Origin of the sequence: Microbacterium schleiferi, assembly GCF_038150145.1 — a bacterium.
In the GTDB taxonomy this organism is placed as follows: domain Bacteria; phylum Actinomycetota; class Actinomycetes; order Actinomycetales; family Microbacteriaceae; genus Microbacterium; species Microbacterium schleiferi_B.
Map to the genome: position 1 here is coordinate 120,018 of NZ_JBBWSA010000002.1, position 21,502 is coordinate 141,519.

The following is a 21,502-nucleotide window of genomic DNA, read 5'->3' on the forward strand; positions in this document are numbered from 1 at the left end:
TCTGACTCAAGTTTATCACCGCGTGGTCGATTCGGGAAGAGCTTCGCCGATAAACGGGGCCTCGGGATAGCGTGGGTTCTCATGCGGAGCCGACGATGACAAACGTGAGGGTGTTTCTGACCCAGATGACCCGCGCGGTGTGGTTCCGGGCCTCGCTGTTCAGCCTCGCCGCCGTGCTGCTCGCCCTCGCGGCGGGGTTCCTCGAGCCGCTGCTTCCCGATCTCGCCGTCAACCTGGGGCAGGGGTCGGTCGACGAAATCCTGCAGATCGTCGCGAGCTCGATGCTCGCCGTCACGACGTTCTCCCTGACTGCGATGGTCACGGCCTACGGTTCGGCGTCACGGGTAGCTACGCCCCGTGCAACTCAGCTCCTGGTTGCCGACCCCACGTCGCAGAACGTGCTGTCGACCTTCATCGGCGCGTTCGTCTTCTCGATGGTGGGAATCATCGCGATCTCAACCGGCTACTACGGCGACCAGGGCCAGGCGATTCTGTTCGCGGGCACGCTGGTGGTCATCGTGATCGTCGTGGTCGTGCTCCTGCGGTGGATCTCACATCTCGGATCGTTCGGGCGTATGTCGGACATCATCGACCGCGTCGAATCGGCGGCCCAGCGCACGACGTCCCAGTACGCGAATCGTCCGAGCCTGGGTGCCCGCCGGCAGGACCCGCGAACGGTGACCGGCGCCTCGGTGAGGCCAGAGCGCGCGGGATACGTTACGCACATCGACCTCGGCCGCCTGGAAGCGGTGGCCGAAGCTCGAGAGCTCACGATTCATGTCCGCGCACTGCCGGGGACAGTCGTCGACGCGGCCAGCCCCCTCGCGCTGGTTGCCGGCACCGTTGATGAAGAGGTCCGTTCGAAAGTCGCCAACGCATTCCACATCGAGTCCCACCGAAGCTACGACCAGGACCCGCGACTGGGGATGATCGCCCTATCTGAGATCGCGAGCCGCGCGCTCTCACCCTCGACCAACGATCCGGGTACCGCCGTCGACGTCCTCGCTGCCCTCAGTCGCGTGTTCGAGAACATGCTGCAGACCGAGCCCGACGACGACACACCATACGGCCACGTCACCGTCGAGCCCGTCACCCTCGGCGACCTCGTCGAGGACGCGTTCCGCCCGATCGCCCGCGACGGTGCCGGAATGGTGGAGGTCGGCATCCGGCTCCAGAAGACCCTCGCCTCGCTCGCCGACCTCGCCGGTCCCGCGCGCAGTCGTCCGTTCACGGATGCCGCGACCGACGCTCGCGCGCGAGCACAGCGCGTCCTCTCCCGCTCCGACGCTGTGGCCTTACGGAGGGCAGCGTCAGCCGCGCCGCGCCGCTGACGACAGCCGCCACTGACGCGGCGGGAGCCGATCGGACTCAGTCGCCGAGGCTGGGGTACAGCGTTCGGAGGTGACTGAGCACGTCACCGGTGATCTCGGTTTGCGAACTCGTCGTGCCTGCGCCGTTGACCGTCACCCAGAGTGGGGACGCGAAAGCGTAGACGGTCGTGAACATCCCGAGGGCGTCGTCGCGCTCCCACGTGTATGCCGGAGCTGTACCGATCAAGGTGCCCGTAAAGACACTGGTACCGAGGGCTGTGGTGAGGGTGTCGCGGGATGCCTGCGGCAGCGCGGCAACAACGACGGTGAAAGCTCCGTCGCTCTGCGGAATCCCCCAGATGCATCCGATCTTCTGTGTCGCTTGGGTCAGCGCGGTCTCTGCGACAGGGCCCGCCATGATGCCCGCGAATTCCGTGGGTCCAAGTTCAGCGATGAACTGCGCGTCTGCCCCGAACTGGGCCTGCGCGACGGCCAGATCGAGCAGGTCGGTGCACGCGAGAGCGTCGAGGTCGATCTCCTCGGCGGGCGCCTCTGTCATCGGTGGCCCGTCGGAGGTGGCATCCGGGGACGGCTCCGTCGATGCGGATGCCGAAGGCGTCGGGTCGGGCTGGCTAGCCGGGGTGCACCCGACCAGAGCAACGCTCAGCGCAGCAACGCCGGCCCATACCGAGATCCGCGACGCGGCCATCTGTCCCCCAGCCCTCGACATGGCCAGAGTGTATCGGAGCCGCAGCACGCCACAGGGCGCCGTTGCCCGATCGTTGCGTCCGCAGACGAGGACAGCCTCAGCCGGTCGGAGCGAGGTCCTGCGATACCGAGGGGAAGCGCGCGCGGTACGCGGTCGGGGTGATCCCCAGGACCCGCGCAAAGTTCTGACGCAGTACCGCTGCGGAACCGAATCCGCTCTCCCACGCAATCCGGTCAAGGCCCAGGTCGGTGCGCTCGAGCAGCCGCTGCGCGTGGATGATGCGCTGGCGGGCAAGCCACGCCGCCGGTGTCGCGCCAAGGTCCGCCTTGAAGCGCCGGGCAAACGTCCGAGGCGACATGTGCGCTCGCGCGGCGAGCTGTTCCACCGACAGATCGGCGCGGAGGTTCTCGAGCATCCAGTCGGTCACCGGAGCAAGGGAGTGAGACGCCGCCACCGGCAGCGGCTTGTCGATGAACTGCGCCTGGCCGCCGTCCCGCTGCGGTGCGACCACCATTCGCCGGGCGATGCGGTTCGTCGCCTCTGCGCCGAGTTCCTGGCGCATGAGGTGCAGGGAGGCATCCAGCCCCGCCGCCGTCCCGGCGCTCGTGATGATGCGGCCGTCTTGGACGTACAGGACATCGGGGTCCACGTCGATCTGGGGATACATCCGAGCCATGGTCTCGGCGTACATCCAGTGGGTGGTGGCACGACGACCGTCGAGCACTCCCGCCGCCGCCAGGACGAACGACCCGCTGCACACACTCATGAGCCACGCGCCGCGCTCGGCTGCGCGTCGAACGACGGCCGATACCCGGGTGTCGGCCTCGTGCCATCTCTCGCGCGGCACCGGTGTCACGATCACAAGATCAGCGGTCTCCGCGAACGATAGATCCTCGTCGACCGTGATCGAGAACCCGAGGTTGCTCGGCACGAGCCCCGGCTCCGCAGCCACGATGCGGAAATCGAACCCCCGGATGCCATCGCCGGAGCGGTCGAGACCGAAAGCCTCACATGCCAGCCCGAATTCGAATGGCGCGAAGCCCGGCTGGACGACGGTGGCAACGGTGCGGATCATGATGACTCGACTTTCGGCAGCGCACCCAGGGTGGCATGAATCCTACGACGTATGTTCATTCCGCCACTCGTGGCGGGAATTATTCGATCATAGCTTTTCTGACATGATTATTCTCCTCTTCATGTCAGCGATTGCCGTGTGGGGCGTGGTTTCCGCGCTCCGCGCCGTCCGCACCGACGGCTTTCGCCGCGTTCCCACCGACTATCGACGCCTGCCGTGACGGTGCCAGCGCGGGTTCAGCGCTCGGCGTGCCGGGCTCTCGCTGCCTCGTACACCTCGAGCATGGCCGCGGTCCGCGACGACTGGCGGAATCTCTCGGCGATCGACGGGTCGGGCACTGGCGCTGCGCCGTCGCGGATGTCGGCGACGGCGCTGCGCAAGACCTCAGCGAGGGTTGCGGTCTCGTCATCCGGAACTGCCCACACACCAGAGCCGAGTTCTGCCACGAGGTCCGGGTCGCAAACGATCGATGGGGTTCCGAGTGTCGCAGCCTCGAAGATCGTCATTCCCTGCGTCTCGAACCCGATCGAGGTCTGGACGAGGGCGTCGGCCGACCGGATGCGTCGCAGCGTTTCACGGTAGGGCAACGACCCGAGGAAGAACACCGACGCACGGGCACGCTCGGCCACCCGCTGAGCGGCAGCCCGTTGCGCGCCGTTGCCGATCACTTCGATGTCGGCGTCGATTCCCGACGCGACCACCGCCTCCAAGAACGGAATCAGACGCTTCTCGGGACTCATCCGCCCCACCCACACCAGGCGCGGAGACCTGGACTCGGGAAGCCCGCGCGGGGAGCTGAGTGCCAGGGCCAGTTCGTCGTCGTCGATGCCGTTCCAAACGACATCGACATGCGGGGCGACGCGGCGGGCCTCAAGGCGGCGCGCGAAGTGGGCCGAGGGCGCCGTGACGGCATCCGCCGACGCCGCCAGCATGCGTAGGTACGCCCAGCCGTCGGCGCCCGCATCCGCAGGTTCCGAGAGCGCACGACGGCCCCACCGGTTCAGAACGCGCAGCACGAGGTCCGGGAATGGGGCGACCGCGCGGATGCCGACATCGACCCGGTTGTGGAACGTGAACACCACGGGAAGACCGTGGCGCCGGGCAAAGCGTAGGCCGAGGAACGCGCCCCAAAAGTCACCCTGCACGTGCACGATGTCGACCGGTAGCCGCCCGGCCATCACCGCGTCGACGGCGCGATCGGCCCTGGCACTCGGCCACGTCATCGAGTACTCGCGATCGAGGGTCACTGGGATGGATGGAAGGTCGGCGTATCCCGGGTCCTCAGAATGCTGGGCCGAGCGCCGGCCGTGTCTGCGGGGCGCGACGATCGTGACGGTGTGACCGGCTTTCTCGAGGAACCGGCGCTGTAGCCGCATCGACACCTGTGCGCCGCCGAGCGTTTCGGCGTGCTGGTCGCCGAACATCACGACGTGCATTGCTACTCCGGGACGGGTTCGCCGCGGTACAGCGCTTCGAAAGTGTCGAGTGTGCGGTTGATGTCATGGATGGCGACGGCATCGAGAGAGGCTTGCTGCATCCGGCGGCGCTCCTCAGACTCCGCGGTGAGCACATCAGTGAGGCGCGCTGCCAGCTCATCGTCATCGCCCGGCGTGAAGAGATAACCGTTCTCGCCGTCGTGCACCAGGTGCGGGAGTGCCACGGCATTGGCCGCGACGATCGGAAGACCCGAGGCCATCGCCTCCATTGTGGCGATCGACTGGAGCTCGGCGATCGAGGCGATAGCGAAGACTGTTGCCCGCGAGTACAGCGCCCGCAACTCCTCCTCGGAGGTGTGACCGTGGAAGGTCACGCGATCCCCGAGACCAAGCTCCGTAGTCAGCGCTTCCAGGCTCTTGCGCTGGTCGCCGCCGCCGACGATGTCGAGGGTCGCCCCCAGTGCGGGGTCGAGCTTGGTCATGGCTCGCAGCAGGACATCGATCTGCTTCTCGTTGGTGAGTCGACCGACGAACAACACGCGCTTGTCGGGACGGGCACTGAAGTCAGGCGTGTAGTTGTGCATGTCGATGCCGCACGAGATCGGGATGACGCCGGTGATCCCCGTCGCCCGCTCCAGATAGTCGGCAGCGCGGCGCGTAGGAGTGGTGATGACACGGGTGAGTTGGAACGTTCGGTTCGCGTCTGCCCACGCCCACCGAATGATCGTGTCGTTCCACGACTTCGGCATCGCCGAGTAATCGAGGATGTTCTCCGGCATGACGTGGTTGGTCGCGACGACGGGAATTCCACGCTCGCGCGCGATCCGGGTCAGCGCGCGACCGATCACGATGTGCGACTGAATGTGGACGACATCCGGCTTCACGTCATCGAGCACGATGCGGGAGTAGTGCTTGGCGCGCCATGGCCACACGAAACGCAGCCAGTCGTGCGGATACCACCGGTACGAGCGAATGCGGTGAACGGTCATCTCCTGACCTTCGATCACCTCACGGAACACGCCGTGCTGCGCCCACGTCTTGCTTGGGGCCATGACGTGAACGTCGTGCCCGCGAGCAACCAGACCTGCCGCGAGCCGCTCCGCGAAACGCGCGGCGCCGTTGACGTCAGGAAAGAAGGTGTCAGCACCGATGAGCACGGTGAGGCGGCCGTCGCCACCGGGATGGTCGCCGGTCGGCGAGCCGTCGGACGCGTCGAGGGAAGTCACAGAGGGGCTGCCTTTGCTGAACGGCGGTCGCACCGCGGGATGCGGCGACACAACTGTACCTGAGCGACCCGAGCTGTCCCGGGAGGCGCTCCCGGGTGCTCCGGCGAGGGAGCGCGTGTCGTATGGACGATGATGGAGCCGGGAACATCTCGCAGGAGGTTCGACATGGGCAACGCGATCAGCGCGGTGCTTCCTCTCGCACTCGGCATCGCTCTCAGCCCGATCCCGATCATCGCGACGATTCTCTTGCTGCTCTCACCCCGGGCGCGAGCATCTTCAGTCGGGTTTGCCGCGGGGTGGATTCTGGGCATCCTCACCGCGGTCATCGTCTTCCTACTCTGCGCTGCGGTGATCTCGACGCCTGTCGTGGGAGGCGTTCGCCCCGTACAGGGCGGGATCCATCTCCTTCTCGGTGTCACGCTCATTGGCCTCTCCGCTCATCAGTTCCGGTCGCAGGCGAGGTCGCACGGGCGGCCGCCGGAGCTTCCACGCTGGATGCAGGGGATCGGTCGACTCGGGTTCTGGGACGCTCTCGGCCTCGGCATCCTGCTGGCCGCTGCGAACCCGAAGAACCTGGTCCTGGGTGCGGCTGCGGGTGTCGTGATCGGCACCTCGAACCTGGCAGTCGGCAACGCCGTGGGCGCGATCGCGGTGTACGTGCTCCTGGCGGCCTCGACGATCGTTGTCCCCGTCGTCGGATTCCTTGTGGCCCGCGACCGCCTCCGCCGACCGCTTGACTCACTCAGGTCCTGGCTGGAACGCGAGAACGCCGTCATCATGGGGGTGGTGCTCTTGATCCTCGGCGTCGTGGTCATCGCCAAGGGACTCGCGTACTTCTGACTTCTCCTGCATCCCTGTCATCAACCCGAAAGGATCCACCATGGCTGAGTTCCGCTACGGACCGGTCGAGCTCTACCTCGTCGGCTTCGAGGGCGATCGCCCGAGCCCCGATACCGCAGCCGCCTTGGCCGAGCTCGTTGAGGGCGGCCTCGTTCGTCTCCTCGACTTAGTGATCGTGTCGAAGTCGGAATCAGGCGAGGTGGAGGTCATTGAGATCGAAGAGCAAACCGAGGAGTACGGCTTCGGTGGTATCGACTTCGCAGAGATCGGGATCACCGGTGAGGAAGACATCGCGGAGCTTGTCGAGCTCGTCGAGCCGGGCACCTCGGCGGCGATCGTCGCCCTCGAACTCGTCTACGCGCGCCGGCTCGCCGACAAGCTCGCGTCGTCGGGTGGAGTGGTCCTGAGCGCCGAGCGCATCCCTGCACCCATCGTCAACGCCGTCATGGACCTGGCCGAAGAGGCCTGAGAGAAACAGGAGATCGACATGATTAGACGAGTCGGCCGACCCGGCCTCATCGGCCTCGCCGCACGTACCGCCGTCGTGGCCGGCACAGCTAGCGCCGTCTCGGGCGCGATGGCGGGCAACAGGCAGCGCAAAGCACAGTCTCAGTATGAGCAGGAACAGTACGAGGCAGCGCAACAGCAAGCGGCGATGCAGCAGGCGGCACAGCAGGCCGTCGCCGCGCAGCAGGCTGCAGCCCCCGCACCGGCAGCGGCTCCCGCGGTGGATGTCGTTGCCGAACTTCAGAAGCTCGCTGCGCTCAAGGATGCCGGCGTCCTCACCGACGAGGAGTTCGCCGCGGCGAAGGCCAAGCTCCTCGCCTGAACTCAGTCCGAGGGGTCGCTGGGCGGGTCTGAGGGCTCGACCGGCGACCCTTCGTCTGTCGAGCTGTCTGCGGCCGGGGGCTCGTCTTCGTGACGATCTCGCCCGACTGCGCTCTCTGGCGCCGCATCCCGATCACCGCTCAACCACCGGAGAACCTGGGCATTCGGATCGGCTTCGAGAATCAGTGCGCGCACCAAGAGCGTCAACGGGATGGAGAGGATCGCGCCGAGCGGCCCGATGATGAACGTCCAGAAGATGACGGAGAAGAAACTCAGCGTGAGGCTGAGGCTCACCGCGTCAGCGACGAACTTCGGCTGGATGAGAACCTGCAGCACCACGTTGACAACGCTGTAGATCGCGATCACCGCCAGAAGCAGGGGCCAACCCCCGACGACAAGGGCGAGCACGGCCGGCGGGATGAGTCCGAGGACGAACCCGATGTTGGGTACGAAGTTGGTGACGAAAGCGAGAATCGCCCACACTACGGGAGCTGGCACGCCGATGGCCGCGAGCGCTATCCCGTCGATGACTGCGACGATCGCTCCGAAGATGGCGTTGACGATGTAGTAACGCCGCGTCCCGATATTGAACGCGCGGATGCGTGCAAGCGTGTCGGTGACGGAGTCTTGGAACACCGCGCCCAGCCGCCGATAGCGAGCTGCGTCGGCTGCCATGAAGATCACGTAGGCGAGCACGAAGAACAGACCGAGCGCGACTCCGACGACCATTCCCGACACCGACGTCGCGACGCTCAGCAGCCTCGTCGGTTCAAGGAAGGACGACACGGTGTCGGCGGCCCGCTGATCCCAACCCATCGAGGCGAGCCACTGCTCGATCACGGTGACTGTCGCCTGCAACTGCGAGAGATAGTCGACGACCAGGCGCGCGAACTGGCGTCCGGCGAGCCAAAGGAGTAGCGCCATGGCCGTGAGGATCACGTAGGCCAGCACGACGACGGCGGTCGTGGCTGTCCACATCGGCCACCCACGTCGGCGCAGCACGCCCTGCAGCGGATGGCAGATGATCACGATGACAGCTGGCACGGTCCTCGATCGATCACGACTGCGGCGGGTCCGGATGCTTGCGGCCGGGGAGCACCTTTTCGACATCCTGGGGCAGACCCTTCACGGCTGCCTCGAGCTGTCGTGAGAGCGCCCGGATCTGACCGCGCGTCGCGGTCTCCTGGTCGTCGTTGCCTCCAACCGCGGCGGCTCGCTCGACGAACCACGAAGCGGTGGTTGCTGTCACCACCCCGACGACACCGATACCGACCGTCATCAACACCACGGCGATGACCCGGCCCGCCACGGTTACCGGATAGAAGTCGCCGTAACCGACAGTGGTCACTGTCACAAAAGCCCACCAGATTGCGTCCCCGAAGTTCAGGATATTCGCCCCTGGTGCGCCCCTCTCGACGTCAAGGACGCCGAGGGAGCAGATCCAGATCAGAATCAGGACGGTGCCGCCGGCGAGTATCGAGGCCTGCGTTCGCAGCGCATCTCCCTTGGACATCTTCTGAATCTCGGTCATCGCCTGGATCAACCGCAGCGGTCGGAGCACGGGAAGAATCACGACGGTCAGATCAAACAGGTGACCGCGGAACCACGGAGCCTTTCGCGGGGCGAGTGCGAGCCGGACGAGGTAGTCAACAGCGAAGATCACCCACGTCAGCGCCATGACGGTACGCATGATGGCGTACTCCGAGCCCTGCAGATTCGCAATCACCTGCCACGAGTAGGCGACGAGAAACGCGAGCGACGCGATCACCAGCGGCCAGTAGGTGATGCGTTGCCAGCGCTGTTCGGTCATGTCGCCGAGCGTACTGAACCGATCAACCACCTCTGCGAGCGCTCGCCGAGAGTTCGACCATCACGCACGATTCTGCACGCACTAAGGTGAGCCGCATGGTCCCGAACCCGTGGGCGTTCGCTGCCAGCTCGCGCGCGCTCATCGCCCTGTCGATCCCCGCTGCGCTCATCGGCATCCTGTCGGGGGTCATGCTCTGGGCGCTGGACGAGGTCGCACACCTGGGCACGGTGTGGGTGTGGGAGGCGCTGCCCGAGGCGCTGGGCGCGAGCGGGGATTCGCCCTGGTGGATTTTCGGCGTCCTCGCCCTCACCGGATTCCTCGTGGGACTCGTCGTCTGGAAGTTGCCCGGGCACGGCGGCCAGGACTCCGCGACCGTCGAGCTCATCGCGCCGCCCCAGCCAGTGCGCGCGGTGCCGAGCATCGTCGTCGTCATCCTGCTCACGCTCATCGGTGGCGTCAGCCTCGGTCCCGAGAGCCCCATCATCGCGATCAACACGGCCCTGGCGGTGTGGATCGTGACGCGGTTGTGGCCCGCGCTCCCGGCGCAGCTCGTCGTGCTCCTCACGGCTGCCGGAACGATCGGCGCACTGTTCGGCACGCCTGTGGCGGCCGCGCTCGTGTTCACGGGAGCGCTCGCGTCCGGCGGTGGCGCACTGTGGGACAAGCTGTTCCTGCCGCTCGTGGCCGCCGCGACGGGAACAGTCACCTCGCTCGTCCTCGGCAGCGGGCTGGGCGCCGTCGCGAGCATCGCGCCCTACACCGATCCGCAGGCCATCGACCTCGTCTGGGCATCCGTCATCGCCGCGGTCGGCGCCGCCGCTGCCCTCGTCGGCATCGTCGCGTTCAAGGCCCTACACCCGTTCCTGCGCCGACGGATGCCGAACCCGCTGCTTCTGAGCATCGCCGGCGGACTGCTGCTCGGCGGACTCGGCGCGCTCGGCGGCCCCCTCACGCTCTTCAAGGGCCTGGAGCAGAGCGCTCAGCTGATCGCCCTGAATGGCACGATCGGCTGGACAGGGCTTCTCGCCGTCGTCGGCATCAAGCTCGCGGCACTCGTGGTGGCGGCATCCTTCGGTTTCCGTGGTGGCCGTGTGTTCCCGGCGATCTTCCTCGGCGTCGCGTTCGGGATGCTTGCCCAGACTCTCGTGCCGTCGATCCCGTTCGGCCTGGCCATCGCCAGCGGCGTGCTCGGGTTCACGCTCGCCATCGCCCGCGACGGCTGGATCGCGCTATTCGTCGCCGTCGCCATGGTCGGCGACATCGGCATCCTCGCGATCATGTGCGTGGCGATTCTGCCGACGTGGCTAGTCGTGGCTCGGGCACCGGAGATGATCATCGACGATCACCCGGCGCCTCTTGTCACGTCGCGTTGATGTCAGTCTCCAAGGCCGCGGCGTTACGGATGAAGAGGATGATCCACGTGAAGACGAGGATCCCGGCGACCAGTTCGACGGCGGTCAGGGTGTAGTAACCCACCACGAAGAAGACCGCGAACACGAAAATGGCCGCAACGAAGAGCCAGCCGAGCGCGAGGAACGGGCGCGGGATCCCCGGGATCCACGCGGGAAGCCGGACCACGAGCACCCCGAACACCACGGCCATACCCGAGGCGAATCCGGTGTGAATCGCGAAGAACCGATCGACCGGAAAGACCCCGACGAAGGCGAGGAACATCCCGACCAAGATGAGGCATAGCCGCACCCACCGGATGCCGTTGGCATGTGAGGTCGGGATGCCTCGGGTCGTGTACCTCGCAAGGGTCGTGACGATGAAGCCTGCGACGATGAGCGTGAGATTGAACGTCATCGCCGACAGGTCGTTCGTCATCCCAAGCGCGGAGAGATTGTCCTTCCACCAGTACGGGTCGCTGGCCGTCAACATTGCCGCGAGCACCCCTTCGACCAGGAACACGGCGAGGATCAGCGCAAGCAGCGACAGGTCCATGTGCGTGGCCGAGTAGAAGACGAGGTATGCGGTCACCGACGCTGCGGCACCCGAGAGGGCGAGCAGCGGCAGCGCGTACACCTCCGCTCCGATGAACGCGTCTTCCATAATCACCGCGAGAAGCGTCCACGACAGCAGGGCGATGATGCCGTGCGCGAAGGCGAGGGCGGCGGCATCCAGGTAGTCGAGCACCCCGAGGCGGCGCGCGCCGGACTGGCGCTCGTAGAGGACGTACCGGCCCGCGATGAACGCGAGGATACCTGCGACCGCTGAGGCGATCGCGGAGAACTGGCCGACCGACCCGGGGCCGGAGATGGGTGCACTCTGGAACCGGAAGACGACCAGCGCGACCAGCGCGACAAGGACGAACGCGGTGGCTCCGACGCCAAGACTGAGCGACTCCAGAGCTCGCTCATGGTCGGGGCCGGATCCTTCGGCGGCGACGATGCGGTGCGCGCGGCGTGTCTCAGCCTGCGGTGCGGGTACTTCGCTCGGTGGTGTCGCTGTCACGGCATGAGGGTAGCGCAGCGGCCGCGGCGCGAGTCAGCCCTCGCCCTCCGGGATCTCGGATGCCGGGGGCAGCGCGTGACGCGGGTGCCACAGCACGATCTCGGTGGCGCGGCGGACGCGGCGGCCATGGCGAAGGGTGATGACCGATCCGCTCGATCCTGCCGCGAACACCCGCGCGCCGGGCCTACTGGCAAGCTCCGCTTCAACCCGGGCCTCGAGGTCGCGAACGCGCGTGTGCAGCTCGCGCACCCGGTTCTCGAGCTCGAGGATTCGCGCGATCGCCGGCAGGCTCATTCCCTCACTCGACAGCCGGGCGATCTCCCGCAGCTGCTCGACGTGGCGCAACGAGTAGCGGCGCGACCCGCCCTGCGTGCGGCCGGGAACGACCAGGCCGAGCCGGTCGTACTGCCGCAGGGTCTGCGGATGCATACCGGCGAGCTCGGCCGCTGCCGCGATCGCCAGGATCGGGGCCTCGTCGTCGATCTCGTGTTCAGGCATCCGGGTTTTCCTTGATGGGGGTCAGCTCGCTGCGCGGGCCAGCAGTTCGGCTCGCGGGTTCTCTTTCGGTTCGGCCTCGCGGTACTTCTCGAGCGCTTCTCGTGCGGCGCCGTCGACGTGGGTGGGGACGGCGATCTGGACCTCGGCGAGCAGGTCACCGGTGCCCTTCTGGGTCTGCACGCCACGTCCCTTCACGCGCAGTACGCGCCCCGACGGCGTGCCGGGGGCAACGCGCAGCTTGACGGGGTCGCCGCCGAGGGTGGGGACCTCGATGGTCGCGCCGAACACGGCCTCGGTGTACGTCACGGGAACGACCACGCGGAGGTTCAGCCCCTCTCGGGTGAAGACCGGGTGCGGCCGCACCGTCACCTGCACGACGATATCGCCGCTCTCACCGCCATCAGGCGAGGGCCGACCACGACCGCGCAGCCTGATCTTCTGCCCGTCGGCGACACCCGCAGGGATCTTCACCTTGAACGGCTGACCGTCTTCGGACTGCAGGGTGATGGTCTCACCCTTGGTCGCGGTCACGAAGTCGATCGTCGTGCGGGCGGTGACGTCGGCGCCACGGGTGGGCCCGCCGTAGCCGCGGAAACCGCCGGATGCCTGCCCGAACCGTCCCGAGCCGAACGAGCTGCCACTGCCCTGCCCGAACATCGAGAAGATGTCGTCGAAGTCAGCGCTCTCGTAGCTGTAGCCCCCGCGGCTCTGACCGAACCTGCTGAAGACGTCCTCGAATCCGCCTGCGCCCTGACCGCCCGCCGTGAAGCGAGCTCCCGATCCCATCGCGCGGATCTGGTCGTACTCCTCGCGCTGCTCGGGGTCGGAGAGCACGGCGTACGCCTCGCTGATTTCCTTGAAGCGGGCCTCAGCCTTGGCGTCTCCGGCGTTGGAGTCGGGGTGATACTGGCGGGCGAGCTTGCGGTAGGTCTTCTTCAGGTCCGCTGCGGAGACATCCTTCGAGACGCCCAGGACCTTATAGAAGTCCTTGTCGAACCAGTCTTGACTGGCCATCGATTGTCCTCCGTGCTACTCAGCTGGCACGGCGACGACGACCTTCGCGGGGCGAAGCTCGATCGATCCGAGCCGATAGCCGACCTCCACGACCTCGAGGATCGTCGTCTCGGCAGCCCCGGGAGTGGGCTGCTGGAAGATCGCCTCGTGCTGTTGCGGGTCGAAGACCTCGCCGGCTTCGCCGTAGGAGGTGACACCGAGCCGTTCGGCCACCGAGCGGATCTTCTCCGCAATGGCCGCGAAGGGCGTGCCCTCCTCGAGGTCGCCATGCTTCTCGGCGCGGTCCAAATCGTCCAGTACCGGAATGAAGCCCTTGGCGACAGCACCCTTGGCGCGTTCGATCTCGATCTCCCGCTGTTCCTCCGTGCGCCGACGGTAGTTGGCGTACTCCGCCTGGAGGCGCTTGAGGTCTGTCAACAGCGCCGACTCGAGGTCGGCGAGGACGACATCCTCGGCCGCTGCGGCGTCTGCCGACTGCGCGGCCCCGAGGATGTCGTCCACCGTGAGCTCATCCTGCCCGGCGCCGGCGGCGCCGGAGGAGGTGTCCTCCGGCGCTGCCGCGTCACCGTTGTCAGCGCTCGCGCTGTCAGGGGCGCCGTCAGGTCCGACTCCGGAGTCCTTCTCCGAAGGTGTGGGCTCTTCGTCGTCCTTGCGTGCCATGATCTCTTCCGTTTACTTCTTGTCGTCTTCGTCCTCGACGACCTCGGCGTCGATGACGTCTTCGTCGGGGTTGGGAACCTCGCCCGAACCAGGCTCGCTCGCCGCTGGGTCGGGGTTCTCACCCGCGGCCTGCCCTGCCTGGTAGATGGCTTCGCCGAGCTGCGACTGGCTCTGGTTGAGCTTGTCGAACGCAGCCTTCACGGCGTCGTCGTCATCGCCTGCCAGAGCGGTCTTGAGGGCATCGACATCGGCCTGCACCGAGGTCTTGACCTCTTCGGGCAGCTTGTCTTCGTTGTCCTTGATGAGCTTCTCGATCGAGTACGACAGGGTCTCGGCCTGGTTGCGGGTCTCGGCCGACTCACGACGCTTCTTGTCTTCGGCGGCGTGCTCCTCAGCCTCGCGCACCATGCGCTCGATGTCTTCCTTCGGCAGCGAGGAGCCACCGGTGATCGTCATCGACTGCTCCTTGCCGGTGCCCTTGTCCTTGGCGGACACGTGCACGATGCCGTTGGCGTCGATGTCGAAGGTCACCTCGACCTGCGGGATGCCGCGAGGCGCCGGCGCGATGCCGGTGAGCTCGAAGGTTCCCAGCGGCTTGTTGTCGCGGGTGAACTCGCGCTCGCCCTGGAAGACCTGGATGGCGACCGACGGCTGGTTGTCGTCGGCGGTCGTGAAGGTCTCGCTGCGCTTGGTCGGGATGGCAGTGTTGCGCTCGATGAGCTTGGTCATGATGCCGCCCTTGGTCTCGATGCCGAGGCTGAGGGGGGTGACGTCGATGAGCAGAACGTCCTTGCGCTCACCCTTGAGGACACCTGCCTGGAGGGCCGCGCCGACGGCGACGACCTCGTCCGGGTTCACGCCCTTGTTCGCGTCCTTGCCGGTCTCCTTCTTGACCAGCTCGGCAACGGCGGGCATGCGGGTCGACCCACCGACGAGCACGACGTGGTCGATGTCGCTGACCTTGATGCCGGCTTCGCGGATGACGTCCTCGAACGGCTTCTTCGTGCGGTCCAGCAGGTCCTTGGTGAGGTCCTCGAACTTCGCGCGCGTGATCGTCTCGGACAGCGACACAGGGCCGTTCTCCGTCAGCGACAGGTAGGGCAGGTTCACGCTCGTTGATGCCGAGCTCGAGAGCTCCTTCTTCGCCTGCTCCGCGGCCTCCTTGAGGCGCTGCAGGGCGATCTTGTCGCCCGAGACGTCGACACCGGTGGTGTCCTTGAACTGCTTGATCAGGTAGTCGACGACCCGCTGATCCCAGTCGTCACCACCGAGGCGGTTGTCGCCCGCGGTCGAACGCACCTGGATGGTCGAGAAGTCGTCATCCTTGCCCACCTCGAGGAGCGAGACGTCGAAGGTTCCGCCACCGAGGTCGAACACGAGGATGAGCTCGTCTTCCTTACCGCGGTCCAGGCCGTAGGCCAGAGCGGCAGCGGTCGGCTCGTTGATGATGCGCAGGACGTTCAGGCCTGCGATCTCGCCGGCCTCCTTCGTGGCCTGACGCTCGGCGTCGTTGAAGTAGGCGGGGACGGTGATGACGGCGTCAGTCACGGAGTCACCGAGGTACTGCTCGGCATCGTGCTTCAGCTTGGCCAGGATGCGCGCCGAGATCTCCTGCGGCGTGTACTTCTTGCCATCGACGTCGAAGGTCCAGGTGGTGCCCATGTGGCGCTTGACCGACGAGACGGTGCGGTCGACGTTGGTGACGGCCTGACGCTTGGCGGTCTCACCGACGAGCACCTCGCCGTCCTTGGTGAAGGCGACCACCGACGGGGTGGTGCGGAAGCCCTCGGCGTTGGCGATGACCTTGGGCTCGCCGCCCTCGAGGACGCTGACGACGGAGTTGGTGGTTCCGAGGTCGATTCCCACTGCACGTGGCATCTGTTTCTCCTTGTTCTGCGTGGAAGCGATGTTCCGGTTGAAAGTCGGCTCGCGTCAACCAGGGGAGGTTGAGCCGCGATGACTCAAGCCTAGCGAGCAGTCGATGGCATGTCAATCGGAGTTGAGTCACCTCATATCAAGTTTGCAGCGGCGATAATGTCTGGGTGAGCCTTCCCTGGCGCTTCGAGCCCCTGCGCGGCGAGCGCGTGACACTCGACCTGCTCCGCGCCGACGATATGGAGGCGCTCAGCGCCATCCAGGGCGACCCGGCGACCGTGCGGTACATGCTCTACGAGGCACGGTCGCGCGAACAGGTCATTGCCGCGATCGAGCGCGACAGCGCCCACGACTCTCTCGAGAAGGCCGGTGACTACGTGCAGCCCGCGATCCGGGATGCCGATGGGGAGCTGGTCGGGACGCTGTACTTCACCCTCGTCAGCACCGATGACCGCACCGCCGAGATCGGATGGCTCCTGTCGGCATCCGCAAGGGGCAAGGGCTACGCGACCGAGGCTGCCGAGATCTTCCTGCGCGTCGGGTTCGACGAGCTCGGACTACACCGGATCGCGGCCGAACTCGATCCGCGCAACGATGCGTCAGCTGCAGTCTGCCAGCGGCTCGGAATGCGCCACGAGGCACACTTGCGCGAGAACATGTGGCTCAAGGGCGAGTGGGTCGACACAGCGATCTACGCGATCCTCGAGCGGGACTATCGACGCGCGCACTCCGAGTTTCGGGATGCGGACGGGCGCTAACTCCTGCAATTCACAGCCGTCCGGGGCGGCGCTCGCCCCTCACCCACCGAGTTGCAGGAGTTGGGACCGCGCCCGGCCGCCCCTCAGCTTCCGGCTGCCGCCGCCCGCTGTCGCATCCGTCGCGCCTTCTGCCGCGCCTTGGCCCAGGCGTCGAACCGCGCGGTATCGGGAATACGTGCCAGGAGGGGTCCGACGACGATCGTGATGAGGACGTAGGCCGTCGCGAGCGCGGCAAGCGATCGGTCTGCCCCAGCTGACACGGCAAGGCCCGCGATGACGATCGAGAACTCCCCGCGAGGCGTGAGCGCGAAGCCGGCACGCCAGCGACCGGGCTCGGCGATCCCGGCCTTGCGCGCCGCGAGGTAGCCGGTCAACACCTTCGTTCCCATCGTGACGATCCCCAGGATGAGTGCGGGGACGAGCACCGGAGGAAGATCGGATGGGGTGGTGGAGAGCCCGAAGAACAGAAAGAACACCGCCGCGAACAGGTCGCGCAGCGGGGTGAGGACCTGCGTCGCATGCTCGGCCGCGGGACCGGAGATCGCGATGCCGACGAGGAAAGCTCCGACCGCTGCCGACACGTTTGCCTCTGCGGCAAGTCCCGCGACGATCAGGGTGAGCCCCAGCACCGAGAGCAGCAGCACATCCGCGCGCTTGGACCAGACGAGCTTGGAGACGAGCGGACCGTGCCGCAGCGCCACCCACAGGATGAACAGGACCGCGGCCAACGCGATCGTGACACTGATCGTCCCGGCAGCGAGATCCATACCGACCAGCACAGCTGTCAGCACCGGAAGGTAGAAGGCCATCGCCAGGTCCTCGATCACGAGGATCGAGAGGATCGTCGGCGTCTCGCGGTTGGGGAGGCGCCCGAGGTCTTGCAGGACTTTCGCGACAACACCGGATGATGAGATCCACGTGATTCCCGCGAGGACGAGCGCACCGATCGGCCCCCAGCCCAGAACGAACCCGGCGATGGCGCCCGGAATGGCGTTCAACGCCATGTCGATCCCACCGGCCATGCGCGACCGGTTGAGGCTCCCCATCAGCTCTTTTGCGTTGTACTCCAGGCCCAGCATCACGAGCAGCAGGATCACGCCGATTTCAGCGCCGACTTCGATGAACTCCTCGCCCTGCGAGATCGGCAGGATGCCGCCCTCGCCGAACGCGAGCCCCCCCAGGAGGATCAGCGGAATCGGGGAGATTCCGATGCGCCCCGCGAGGCGACCCAGCAGCGCGATGCCGAACAGCAGCGCGCCGATCTCGAGAAAGAGCAGCGCGCCATCATGCATCGATCACGCGCCGTTCAGAATCCGGACCAGATGCTCCAGGCCCTCGCGGGTGCCGACGACGACCAGGGTGTCACCGGCGCGCAGCACGTCGGAGGGCTCGGGCGCAGGGATGACGCCCGACTCCCGCACAACGGCGACGATCGAGCAGCGCGTGAGCGTGCGTGCTTTGGTGTCGCCGAGGGGGCGACCGACGTACGGGGAGTCGGCCCGCACGGGAATCTTCTCCATCTGCAGGCCGGCGAACGCCTCCTGCAGTCCTGCCAACTGGGTCAAGATCACTGACCCGCCGAGTACCTCCGAGAGGGCGGTGGCCTCGTCATCCGTCAACGCCAGAGTGTCGCCACAGCGGTCGGGGTCGTCCTCGTCCGAGATCGCGATCTCGCGGCCACCGTCGCGGAAGTTCACCACCGACAGACGCCGACCGTCGTCGGTGAGGATGTCGTGACGGATGCCGATACCGGGCAGTTCGGCGCGCTCCACATGGACGGGCATGCGCCCATCTTCCCACCAAAAGGGCTACCCAATGTTCACTCTGGGCCCCTAGCGTATGGCGAGTGAGCGATAGCGAGCCCGAACTCCGCGCGGCCCAGGCCTCGGCATCCGACGCGACCCGTGTGCCGACACCCCCGCCGACCACCGACACCGACGCGCTCGAGAGCCTCGCGGTGCTCTTCCAGGACTCCACCGAGGAGCGCGAGATCCCCCGCAAACAGGTCGTCTCGTGGGCGTTCTGGGACTGGGCGACGCAGCCGTTCAACTCCGTGCTGCTGACGTTCGTCTGGGTGCCGAGCTTTCTCGTGTCGCCGTTCTTCCTGGACCCGGCAGTCGCAGCATCCGGAGTCGTCAACGGCACGGCTATCGACTGTGACACCCCGGCTAACGCGGCGACCGAGTACTGCAGCGCGCTCGGCGGCCTGGACGCGAATCTCGGCTGGGGCATCATGGTCGCCGGGATCCTGATCGCGCTGCTCGCGCCGGTTCTCGGCCAGCGGGCGGATGCCACGGGTCGCCGCAAGCGCACCCTAGCCGTCTTCACGTCTTTGCTGATCGCAGCGCAGCTTGCGATGGCCATCGTTCCCGGCGTCCCCGCCTTCTTCTGGTTCGGCGTCGCAATGATCGCGTTCGGAAGCGTCGTGAGCGAGATCGCAGGAGCCAGTTACAACGCCCTGATCGTGTCGGTCGCGACGCCGAGAACGGTCGGGAAGGTTTCGGGTCTCGGTTGGGGCTTCGGCTACATCGGCGGGATCATCGCACTCGTGATCGTGGTCGCACTCATCCTGACCGGAGTGCTCGATGGTACCCAGGCGATCACATTCCAGTTGGTCGCCGCCGGCGCCACGGTGTGGACACTCGTGTTCGCCATTCCGATCTTCTTCAATGTCCCCGAGCCGCCTGCGTCGGCAGAGACCAAGCGCGTCGGGTTCTTCGCAGGGTACGTCGAGTTGTTTCGATCGATCGCGCGCCTCTGGCGAAACCATCGGCCGACTTTCTGGTTCCTGCTGGCATCGGCCGTGTACCGCGACGGTCTGGCAGCCGTGTTCACCTTCGGATCGGTGATCGCCGCGCGCGTCTTCGGTTTCGGTTTCCAGGACCTCGTCATCTTCGGCGTTGCGCTAAACCTTGTCGCGGGTATCTCCACAATCCTCGCCGGGCGGCTGGACGACCGGTTCGGACCCAAGGGCGTTATCCTTACCGCGATCGGCGGCATCGTCGCCTGCTGCCTCGCCGTGTTCGTCTTCGCTTCGTCCGGTCAACTCCTGTTCTGGATCGCGGGGCTTGTTCTCGCGAGCCTTGTCGGGCCTGCCCAGGCCGCGTCGCGATCTTTCCTCGCTCGGGTGACACCACAAGGACAGGAGGGGGAGATCTTCGGCCTGTACGCGACAACCGGTCGCGCTGCGAGCTGGATGGCTCCCCTGCTCTGGGGTGCCTTCATCGCGATCGCGGGAAACCAGACCGTGTACGGCATCCTCGGGATCGCGCTCGTCCTTGCCGCAGGGTTCGTGCTCCTCTTCTTTGTGAAGGCGCCCGCGCCCCGAGAAGAGATCAGCCGCTAGGCGCTCGAACGGTCATCGCGGCGGTAGGCGAACTCACGAAGGTCGGACGTTACGGGCGGCATCCGCCCTACCTGGGTGAATACTCCTACCTACGGGATGCAGCGGGGCGGGTCAGCTGGGCCAGGCGTCGGCGAGCTTGGTCAGCAGACGCGCGAGGTCGGCGCGTTCGGCATCCGTGAAGGAGGCCAGCGCCGCCGTGATCGCATCGCGGCGCTGATCGCGAAAGCCGCGAACGAAGGCCTCGCCCTTGTCGGTGAGGACGATCCGGGTTCGGCGGGCGTCGTCGGGGTCGGCCTCGCGACGCACGAGTCCGAACTCGACCCCCTGCTGTACGAGGCGTGATGCGCGAGGCTGATCGACGCCGATGGCTTCGCCGAGCTCGCTCACGGTTAGCGGATGGTCGCTGGATGCAAGCACTTCGAGCACCCGCATCCGTGCCGGACCCGAGATGCGGGCATCTCCCCGCTGTTCCCTCGGACCCATCGGTCCCGCCCACGGACCCCAGCCGCCGCCCGGCCCGAAGCCCGGGCCGCCTCGGTGATGCCCGCGCCTGCGGTGGCCACTCTCTTCGTCGGACCCGTGATCGTCCGAGTCGGAGGGTACGTGGCGCATCCATCGCCCGGGGCCGCGCCGCCCTCGTAGGCGAACGAGTGCTGCCGCGATCTGATCGATGGGGTCGGACGGCGAGCTCGGCATCCTTCCAATTTACATGCGAGTTGACATGGACTCTGATTACATGTCACCATACAACTACATGCATCATCACATGCATTTCCGAGGAGGCGGCGGCAGCGCCCACCGGAACCGACGCGGGCTTGGCCCGCCAGAGAGGATTCACCATGAACACCCACGAAGAACACCACGGAGAAGCTCCCGCTGGGAGCGACCGTCTGCTCGGCTACTGGCTGCGCCTGGTCGACGCCCTGATCAGCCGAGAGTTCGACACCCGCCTCGCCGAGTCCGGCGCGGACCGCCGAGACTGGATGCTGCTCAACATCATCGACGGCACCCACGCCTGGGCCCGAGCACCTCGAGGTAAGCGGATGCGTCGCCTCGAGGACCGCGGCTGGATCGAGCAGAACGGATCCGGCGACTGGACGCTGACCGACGCCGGCCGCGAGATGAAGGCCCGCCTCGCCGAGGCTGTGTCCGGCATCCGTGAGCGCGTGTCAAGCGCGGTCTCACCCGAAGACTACGCCACGACCATCGCTTCACTCCAGGCGATGGCCCGCAAACTCGGCGGGGAACAGGAGCACGACCCGGACCGGGGCCCCGGCTTCGGCCGATTCGGCGGCGGCCGCCACGGCCACCCCTTCGGACCCGGATTCCGCCCCGGATTCCGCCCCGGATTCGGACGCGCCTTCGGCCCCGGATTCCGTCCCGGGTTCGGTCCAGCATTCGATGCCGACGACGATGCGCGCCACTGCGACGACGGTCGTGACCACGGCTCGCACCGGAACGGTCACCGTCACGGCAAGCACCGTCACGGCAAGCACCGCCACGGCGAGCACGCCTACGAGCGCGGGTTCGACGCCGGCTTCGCGCGCGGTCGCGAGTCCGCCGCGAGCTGAGGCGACCTGGCCTCACACACCCACTTCGGTCGCGTCATGTTGCGGGTTCGGCTCAGCTCAACCCGCAACACGGCGCGACCGAACCGTTGTAG

General features: G+C 66.7%; 21 protein-coding genes and 1 pseudogene. 8 read left to right on the top strand and 14 right to left on the bottom strand.

Annotation, left to right across the window (positions count from 1 at the left end):
- The first annotated feature begins 95 nt into the window (after positions 1–95).
- Positions 96–1,331 (top strand): DUF2254 domain-containing protein, encoded by a 1,236-nt coding sequence (locus AADH62_RS02375; RefSeq protein WP_341578128.1) that lies wholly within the window; start codon positions 96–98, stop codon positions 1,329–1,331.
- 37 nt (positions 1,332–1,368) lie between these two features.
- On the opposite strand, the gene AADH62_RS02380 is transcribed toward AADH62_RS02375, so the two are convergent.
- The 4 genes from AADH62_RS02380 to AADH62_RS02395 form a co-directional block, all read right to left on the bottom strand.
- Complete coding sequence (locus AADH62_RS02380) at positions 1,369–2,040, bottom strand: hypothetical protein (RefSeq protein ID WP_341578129.1); 672 nt, start codon at positions 2,038–2,040, stop codon at positions 1,369–1,371.
- A 76-nt stretch (positions 2,041–2,116) separates the two neighbouring features.
- Positions 2,117–3,094 carry a GlxA family transcriptional regulator gene (locus tag AADH62_RS02385; RefSeq protein WP_228178264.1) on the bottom strand — a complete coding sequence of 326 codons (978 nt, stop codon included), beginning with the start codon at positions 3,092–3,094 and terminating at the stop codon, positions 2,117–2,119.
- Between the two features lie 236 nt (positions 3,095–3,330).
- Entirely contained in the window at positions 3,331–4,530 is a 1,200-nt protein-coding gene (locus tag AADH62_RS02390) for a glycosyltransferase (protein ID WP_341578130.1), read from the bottom strand.
- A 2-nt stretch (positions 4,531–4,532) separates the two neighbouring features.
- The gene (locus AADH62_RS02395) at positions 4,533–5,756 is read right to left on the bottom strand and encodes a glycosyltransferase (protein ID WP_292728750.1); all 1,224 of its coding nucleotides are present in this window, start codon (positions 5,754–5,756) and stop codon (positions 4,533–4,535) included.
- 165 nt (positions 5,757–5,921) lie between these two features.
- Between AADH62_RS02395 and AADH62_RS02400 the strand changes: the two genes are divergently transcribed.
- From AADH62_RS02400 to AADH62_RS02410, 3 genes are read left to right on the top strand one after another with little or no spacing between them, the layout of a single operon-like run.
- Positions 5,922–6,596: a GAP family protein gene (locus AADH62_RS02400; RefSeq protein ID WP_228178261.1), complete on the top strand. Its 675-nt coding sequence runs from the start codon at positions 5,922–5,924 to the stop codon at positions 6,594–6,596.
- 40 nt (positions 6,597–6,636) lie between these two features.
- Positions 6,637–7,065, top strand: a complete 429-nt coding sequence (locus AADH62_RS02405; RefSeq protein WP_228178260.1) for a DUF6325 family protein — start codon at positions 6,637–6,639, stop codon at positions 7,063–7,065.
- A gap of 18 nt (positions 7,066–7,083) precedes the next feature.
- A complete protein-coding gene (locus tag AADH62_RS02410) occupies positions 7,084–7,425 on the top strand; it encodes an SHOCT domain-containing protein (protein WP_228178259.1) in 342 nt (113 codons plus the stop codon).
- 2 nt (positions 7,426–7,427) lie between these two features.
- Here the strand turns inward: AADH62_RS02410 and AADH62_RS02415 are convergent, their stop codons facing one another.
- Positions 7,428–8,468 carry an AI-2E family transporter gene (locus tag AADH62_RS02415; protein WP_341578131.1) on the bottom strand — a complete coding sequence of 347 codons (1,041 nt, stop codon included), beginning with the start codon at positions 8,466–8,468 and terminating at the stop codon, positions 7,428–7,430.
- Between the two features lie 13 nt (positions 8,469–8,481).
- Entirely contained in the window at positions 8,482–9,234 is a 753-nt protein-coding gene (locus AADH62_RS02420; RefSeq protein ID WP_341578132.1) for a potassium channel family protein, read from the bottom strand.
- Between the two features lie 95 nt (positions 9,235–9,329).
- Between AADH62_RS02420 and AADH62_RS02425 the strand changes: the two genes are divergently transcribed.
- Positions 9,330–10,607, top strand: a complete 1,278-nt coding sequence (locus tag AADH62_RS02425; RefSeq protein WP_341578133.1) for an ion channel protein — start codon at positions 9,330–9,332, stop codon at positions 10,605–10,607.
- Here the strand turns inward: AADH62_RS02425 and AADH62_RS02430 are convergent.
- Genes AADH62_RS02430 through dnaK form a run of 5 tightly spaced genes read right to left on the bottom strand, consistent with a single transcriptional unit; the run spans position 10,594 to position 15,738 of the window.
- Positions 10,594–11,688 (bottom strand): DUF998 domain-containing protein, encoded by a 1,095-nt coding sequence (locus AADH62_RS02430; RefSeq protein ID WP_341578134.1) that lies wholly within the window; start codon positions 11,686–11,688, stop codon positions 10,594–10,596. The genes AADH62_RS02425 and AADH62_RS02430 overlap by 14 nt on opposite strands.
- 33 nt (positions 11,689–11,721) lie before the next feature.
- Positions 11,722–12,186: a heat shock protein transcriptional repressor HspR gene (locus AADH62_RS02435; protein ID WP_341578135.1), complete on the bottom strand. Its 465-nt coding sequence runs from the start codon at positions 12,184–12,186 to the stop codon at positions 11,722–11,724.
- 21 nt (positions 12,187–12,207) lie between these two features.
- Positions 12,208–13,200, bottom strand: a complete 993-nt coding sequence (locus AADH62_RS02440; protein ID WP_341578136.1) for a DnaJ C-terminal domain-containing protein — start codon at positions 13,198–13,200, stop codon at positions 12,208–12,210.
- Positions 13,201–13,215: 15 nt separating this feature from the next.
- The gene (locus AADH62_RS02445; RefSeq protein ID WP_341578137.1) at positions 13,216–13,860 is read right to left on the bottom strand and encodes a nucleotide exchange factor GrpE; all 645 of its coding nucleotides are present in this window, start codon (positions 13,858–13,860) and stop codon (positions 13,216–13,218) included.
- Positions 13,861–13,872: 12 nt separating this feature from the next.
- Entirely contained in the window at positions 13,873–15,738 is a 1,866-nt protein-coding gene (dnaK, locus tag AADH62_RS02450; RefSeq protein WP_341578138.1) for a molecular chaperone DnaK, read from the bottom strand.
- A gap of 206 nt (positions 15,739–15,944) precedes the next feature.
- On the opposite strand from dnaK, the pseudogene AADH62_RS02455 reads away from it, so the two are divergent.
- Positions 15,945–16,355, top strand: a pseudogene (locus AADH62_RS02455) (GNAT family N-acetyltransferase); the annotation flags it as partial.
- 221 nt (positions 16,356–16,576) lie between these two features.
- Here AADH62_RS02455 and AADH62_RS02460 read toward each other — a convergent pair.
- Positions 16,577–17,785 (bottom strand): cation:proton antiporter, encoded by a 1,209-nt coding sequence (locus AADH62_RS02460; RefSeq protein WP_341578140.1) that lies wholly within the window; start codon positions 17,783–17,785, stop codon positions 16,577–16,579.
- 3 nt (positions 17,786–17,788) lie between these two features.
- Positions 17,789–18,277 (bottom strand): cation:proton antiporter regulatory subunit, encoded by a 489-nt coding sequence (locus AADH62_RS02465; RefSeq protein ID WP_300591466.1) that lies wholly within the window; start codon positions 18,275–18,277, stop codon positions 17,789–17,791.
- 62 nt (positions 18,278–18,339) lie between these two features.
- Between AADH62_RS02465 and AADH62_RS02470 the strand changes: the two genes are divergently transcribed.
- Positions 18,340–19,839, top strand: coding sequence for an MFS transporter (locus AADH62_RS02470; RefSeq protein WP_341578141.1), 1,500 nt, complete (start codon positions 18,340–18,342; stop codon positions 19,837–19,839).
- 111 nt (positions 19,840–19,950) lie between these two features.
- Here the strand turns inward: AADH62_RS02470 and AADH62_RS02475 are convergent, their stop codons facing one another.
- A complete protein-coding gene (locus tag AADH62_RS02475; protein WP_341578142.1) occupies positions 19,951–20,535 on the bottom strand; it encodes a MarR family winged helix-turn-helix transcriptional regulator in 585 nt (194 codons plus the stop codon).
- A 143-nt stretch (positions 20,536–20,678) separates the two neighbouring features.
- Here AADH62_RS02475 and AADH62_RS02480 point away from each other — a divergent pair, with 143 nt between their 5' ends.
- Positions 20,679–21,410, top strand: coding sequence for a hypothetical protein (locus AADH62_RS02480; protein WP_341578143.1), 732 nt, complete (start codon positions 20,679–20,681; stop codon positions 21,408–21,410).
- The last annotated feature ends 92 nt before the right edge of the window (positions 21,411–21,502 follow it).

What these genes read in the sequence shown, in the direction of transcription:
- AADH62_RS02465 (WP_300591466.1), bottom strand. Translation starts at nt 18,277, where the DNA reads ATGCCCGTCCATGTGGAGCGCGCCGAACTGCCCGGTATCGGCATCCGT.
- dnaK (WP_341578138.1), bottom strand. Translation starts at nt 15,738, where the DNA reads ATGCCACGTGCAGTGGGAATCGACCTCGGAACCACCAACTCCGTCGTC.
- AADH62_RS02390 (WP_341578130.1), bottom strand. Translation starts at nt 4,530, where the DNA reads ATGCACGTCGTGATGTTCGGCGACCAGCACGCCGAAACGCTCGGCGGC.
- AADH62_RS02375 (WP_341578128.1), top strand. Translation starts at nt 96, where the DNA reads ATGACAAACGTGAGGGTGTTTCTGACCCAGATGACCCGCGCGGTGTGG.
- AADH62_RS02460 (WP_341578140.1), bottom strand. Translation starts at nt 17,785, where the DNA reads ATGCATGATGGCGCGCTGCTCTTTCTCGAGATCGGCGCGCTGCTGTTC.
- AADH62_RS02420 (WP_341578132.1), bottom strand. Translation starts at nt 9,234, where the DNA reads ATGACCGAACAGCGCTGGCAACGCATCACCTACTGGCCGCTGGTGATC.
- AADH62_RS02445 (WP_341578137.1), bottom strand. Translation starts at nt 13,860, where the DNA reads ATGGCACGCAAGGACGACGAAGAGCCCACACCTTCGGAGAAGGACTCC.
- AADH62_RS02385 (WP_228178264.1), bottom strand. Translation starts at nt 3,094, where the DNA reads ATGATCCGCACCGTTGCCACCGTCGTCCAGCCGGGCTTCGCGCCATTC.
- AADH62_RS02405 (WP_228178260.1), top strand. Translation starts at nt 6,637, where the DNA reads ATGGCTGAGTTCCGCTACGGACCGGTCGAGCTCTACCTCGTCGGCTTC.
- AADH62_RS02380 (WP_341578129.1), bottom strand. Translation starts at nt 2,040, where the DNA reads ATGTCGAGGGCTGGGGGACAGATGGCCGCGTCGCGGATCTCGGTATGG.
- AADH62_RS02440 (WP_341578136.1), bottom strand. Translation starts at nt 13,200, where the DNA reads ATGGCCAGTCAAGACTGGTTCGACAAGGACTTCTATAAGGTCCTGGGC.
- AADH62_RS02400 (WP_228178261.1), top strand. Translation starts at nt 5,922, where the DNA reads ATGGGCAACGCGATCAGCGCGGTGCTTCCTCTCGCACTCGGCATCGCT.
- AADH62_RS02475 (WP_341578142.1), bottom strand. Translation starts at nt 20,535, where the DNA reads ATGCCGAGCTCGCCGTCCGACCCCATCGATCAGATCGCGGCAGCACTC.
- AADH62_RS02410 (WP_228178259.1), top strand. Translation starts at nt 7,084, where the DNA reads ATGATTAGACGAGTCGGCCGACCCGGCCTCATCGGCCTCGCCGCACGT.
- AADH62_RS02425 (WP_341578133.1), top strand. Translation starts at nt 9,330, where the DNA reads ATGGTCCCGAACCCGTGGGCGTTCGCTGCCAGCTCGCGCGCGCTCATC.
- AADH62_RS02480 (WP_341578143.1), top strand. Translation starts at nt 20,679, where the DNA reads ATGAACACCCACGAAGAACACCACGGAGAAGCTCCCGCTGGGAGCGAC.
- AADH62_RS02435 (WP_341578135.1), bottom strand. Translation starts at nt 12,186, where the DNA reads ATGCCTGAACACGAGATCGACGACGAGGCCCCGATCCTGGCGATCGCG.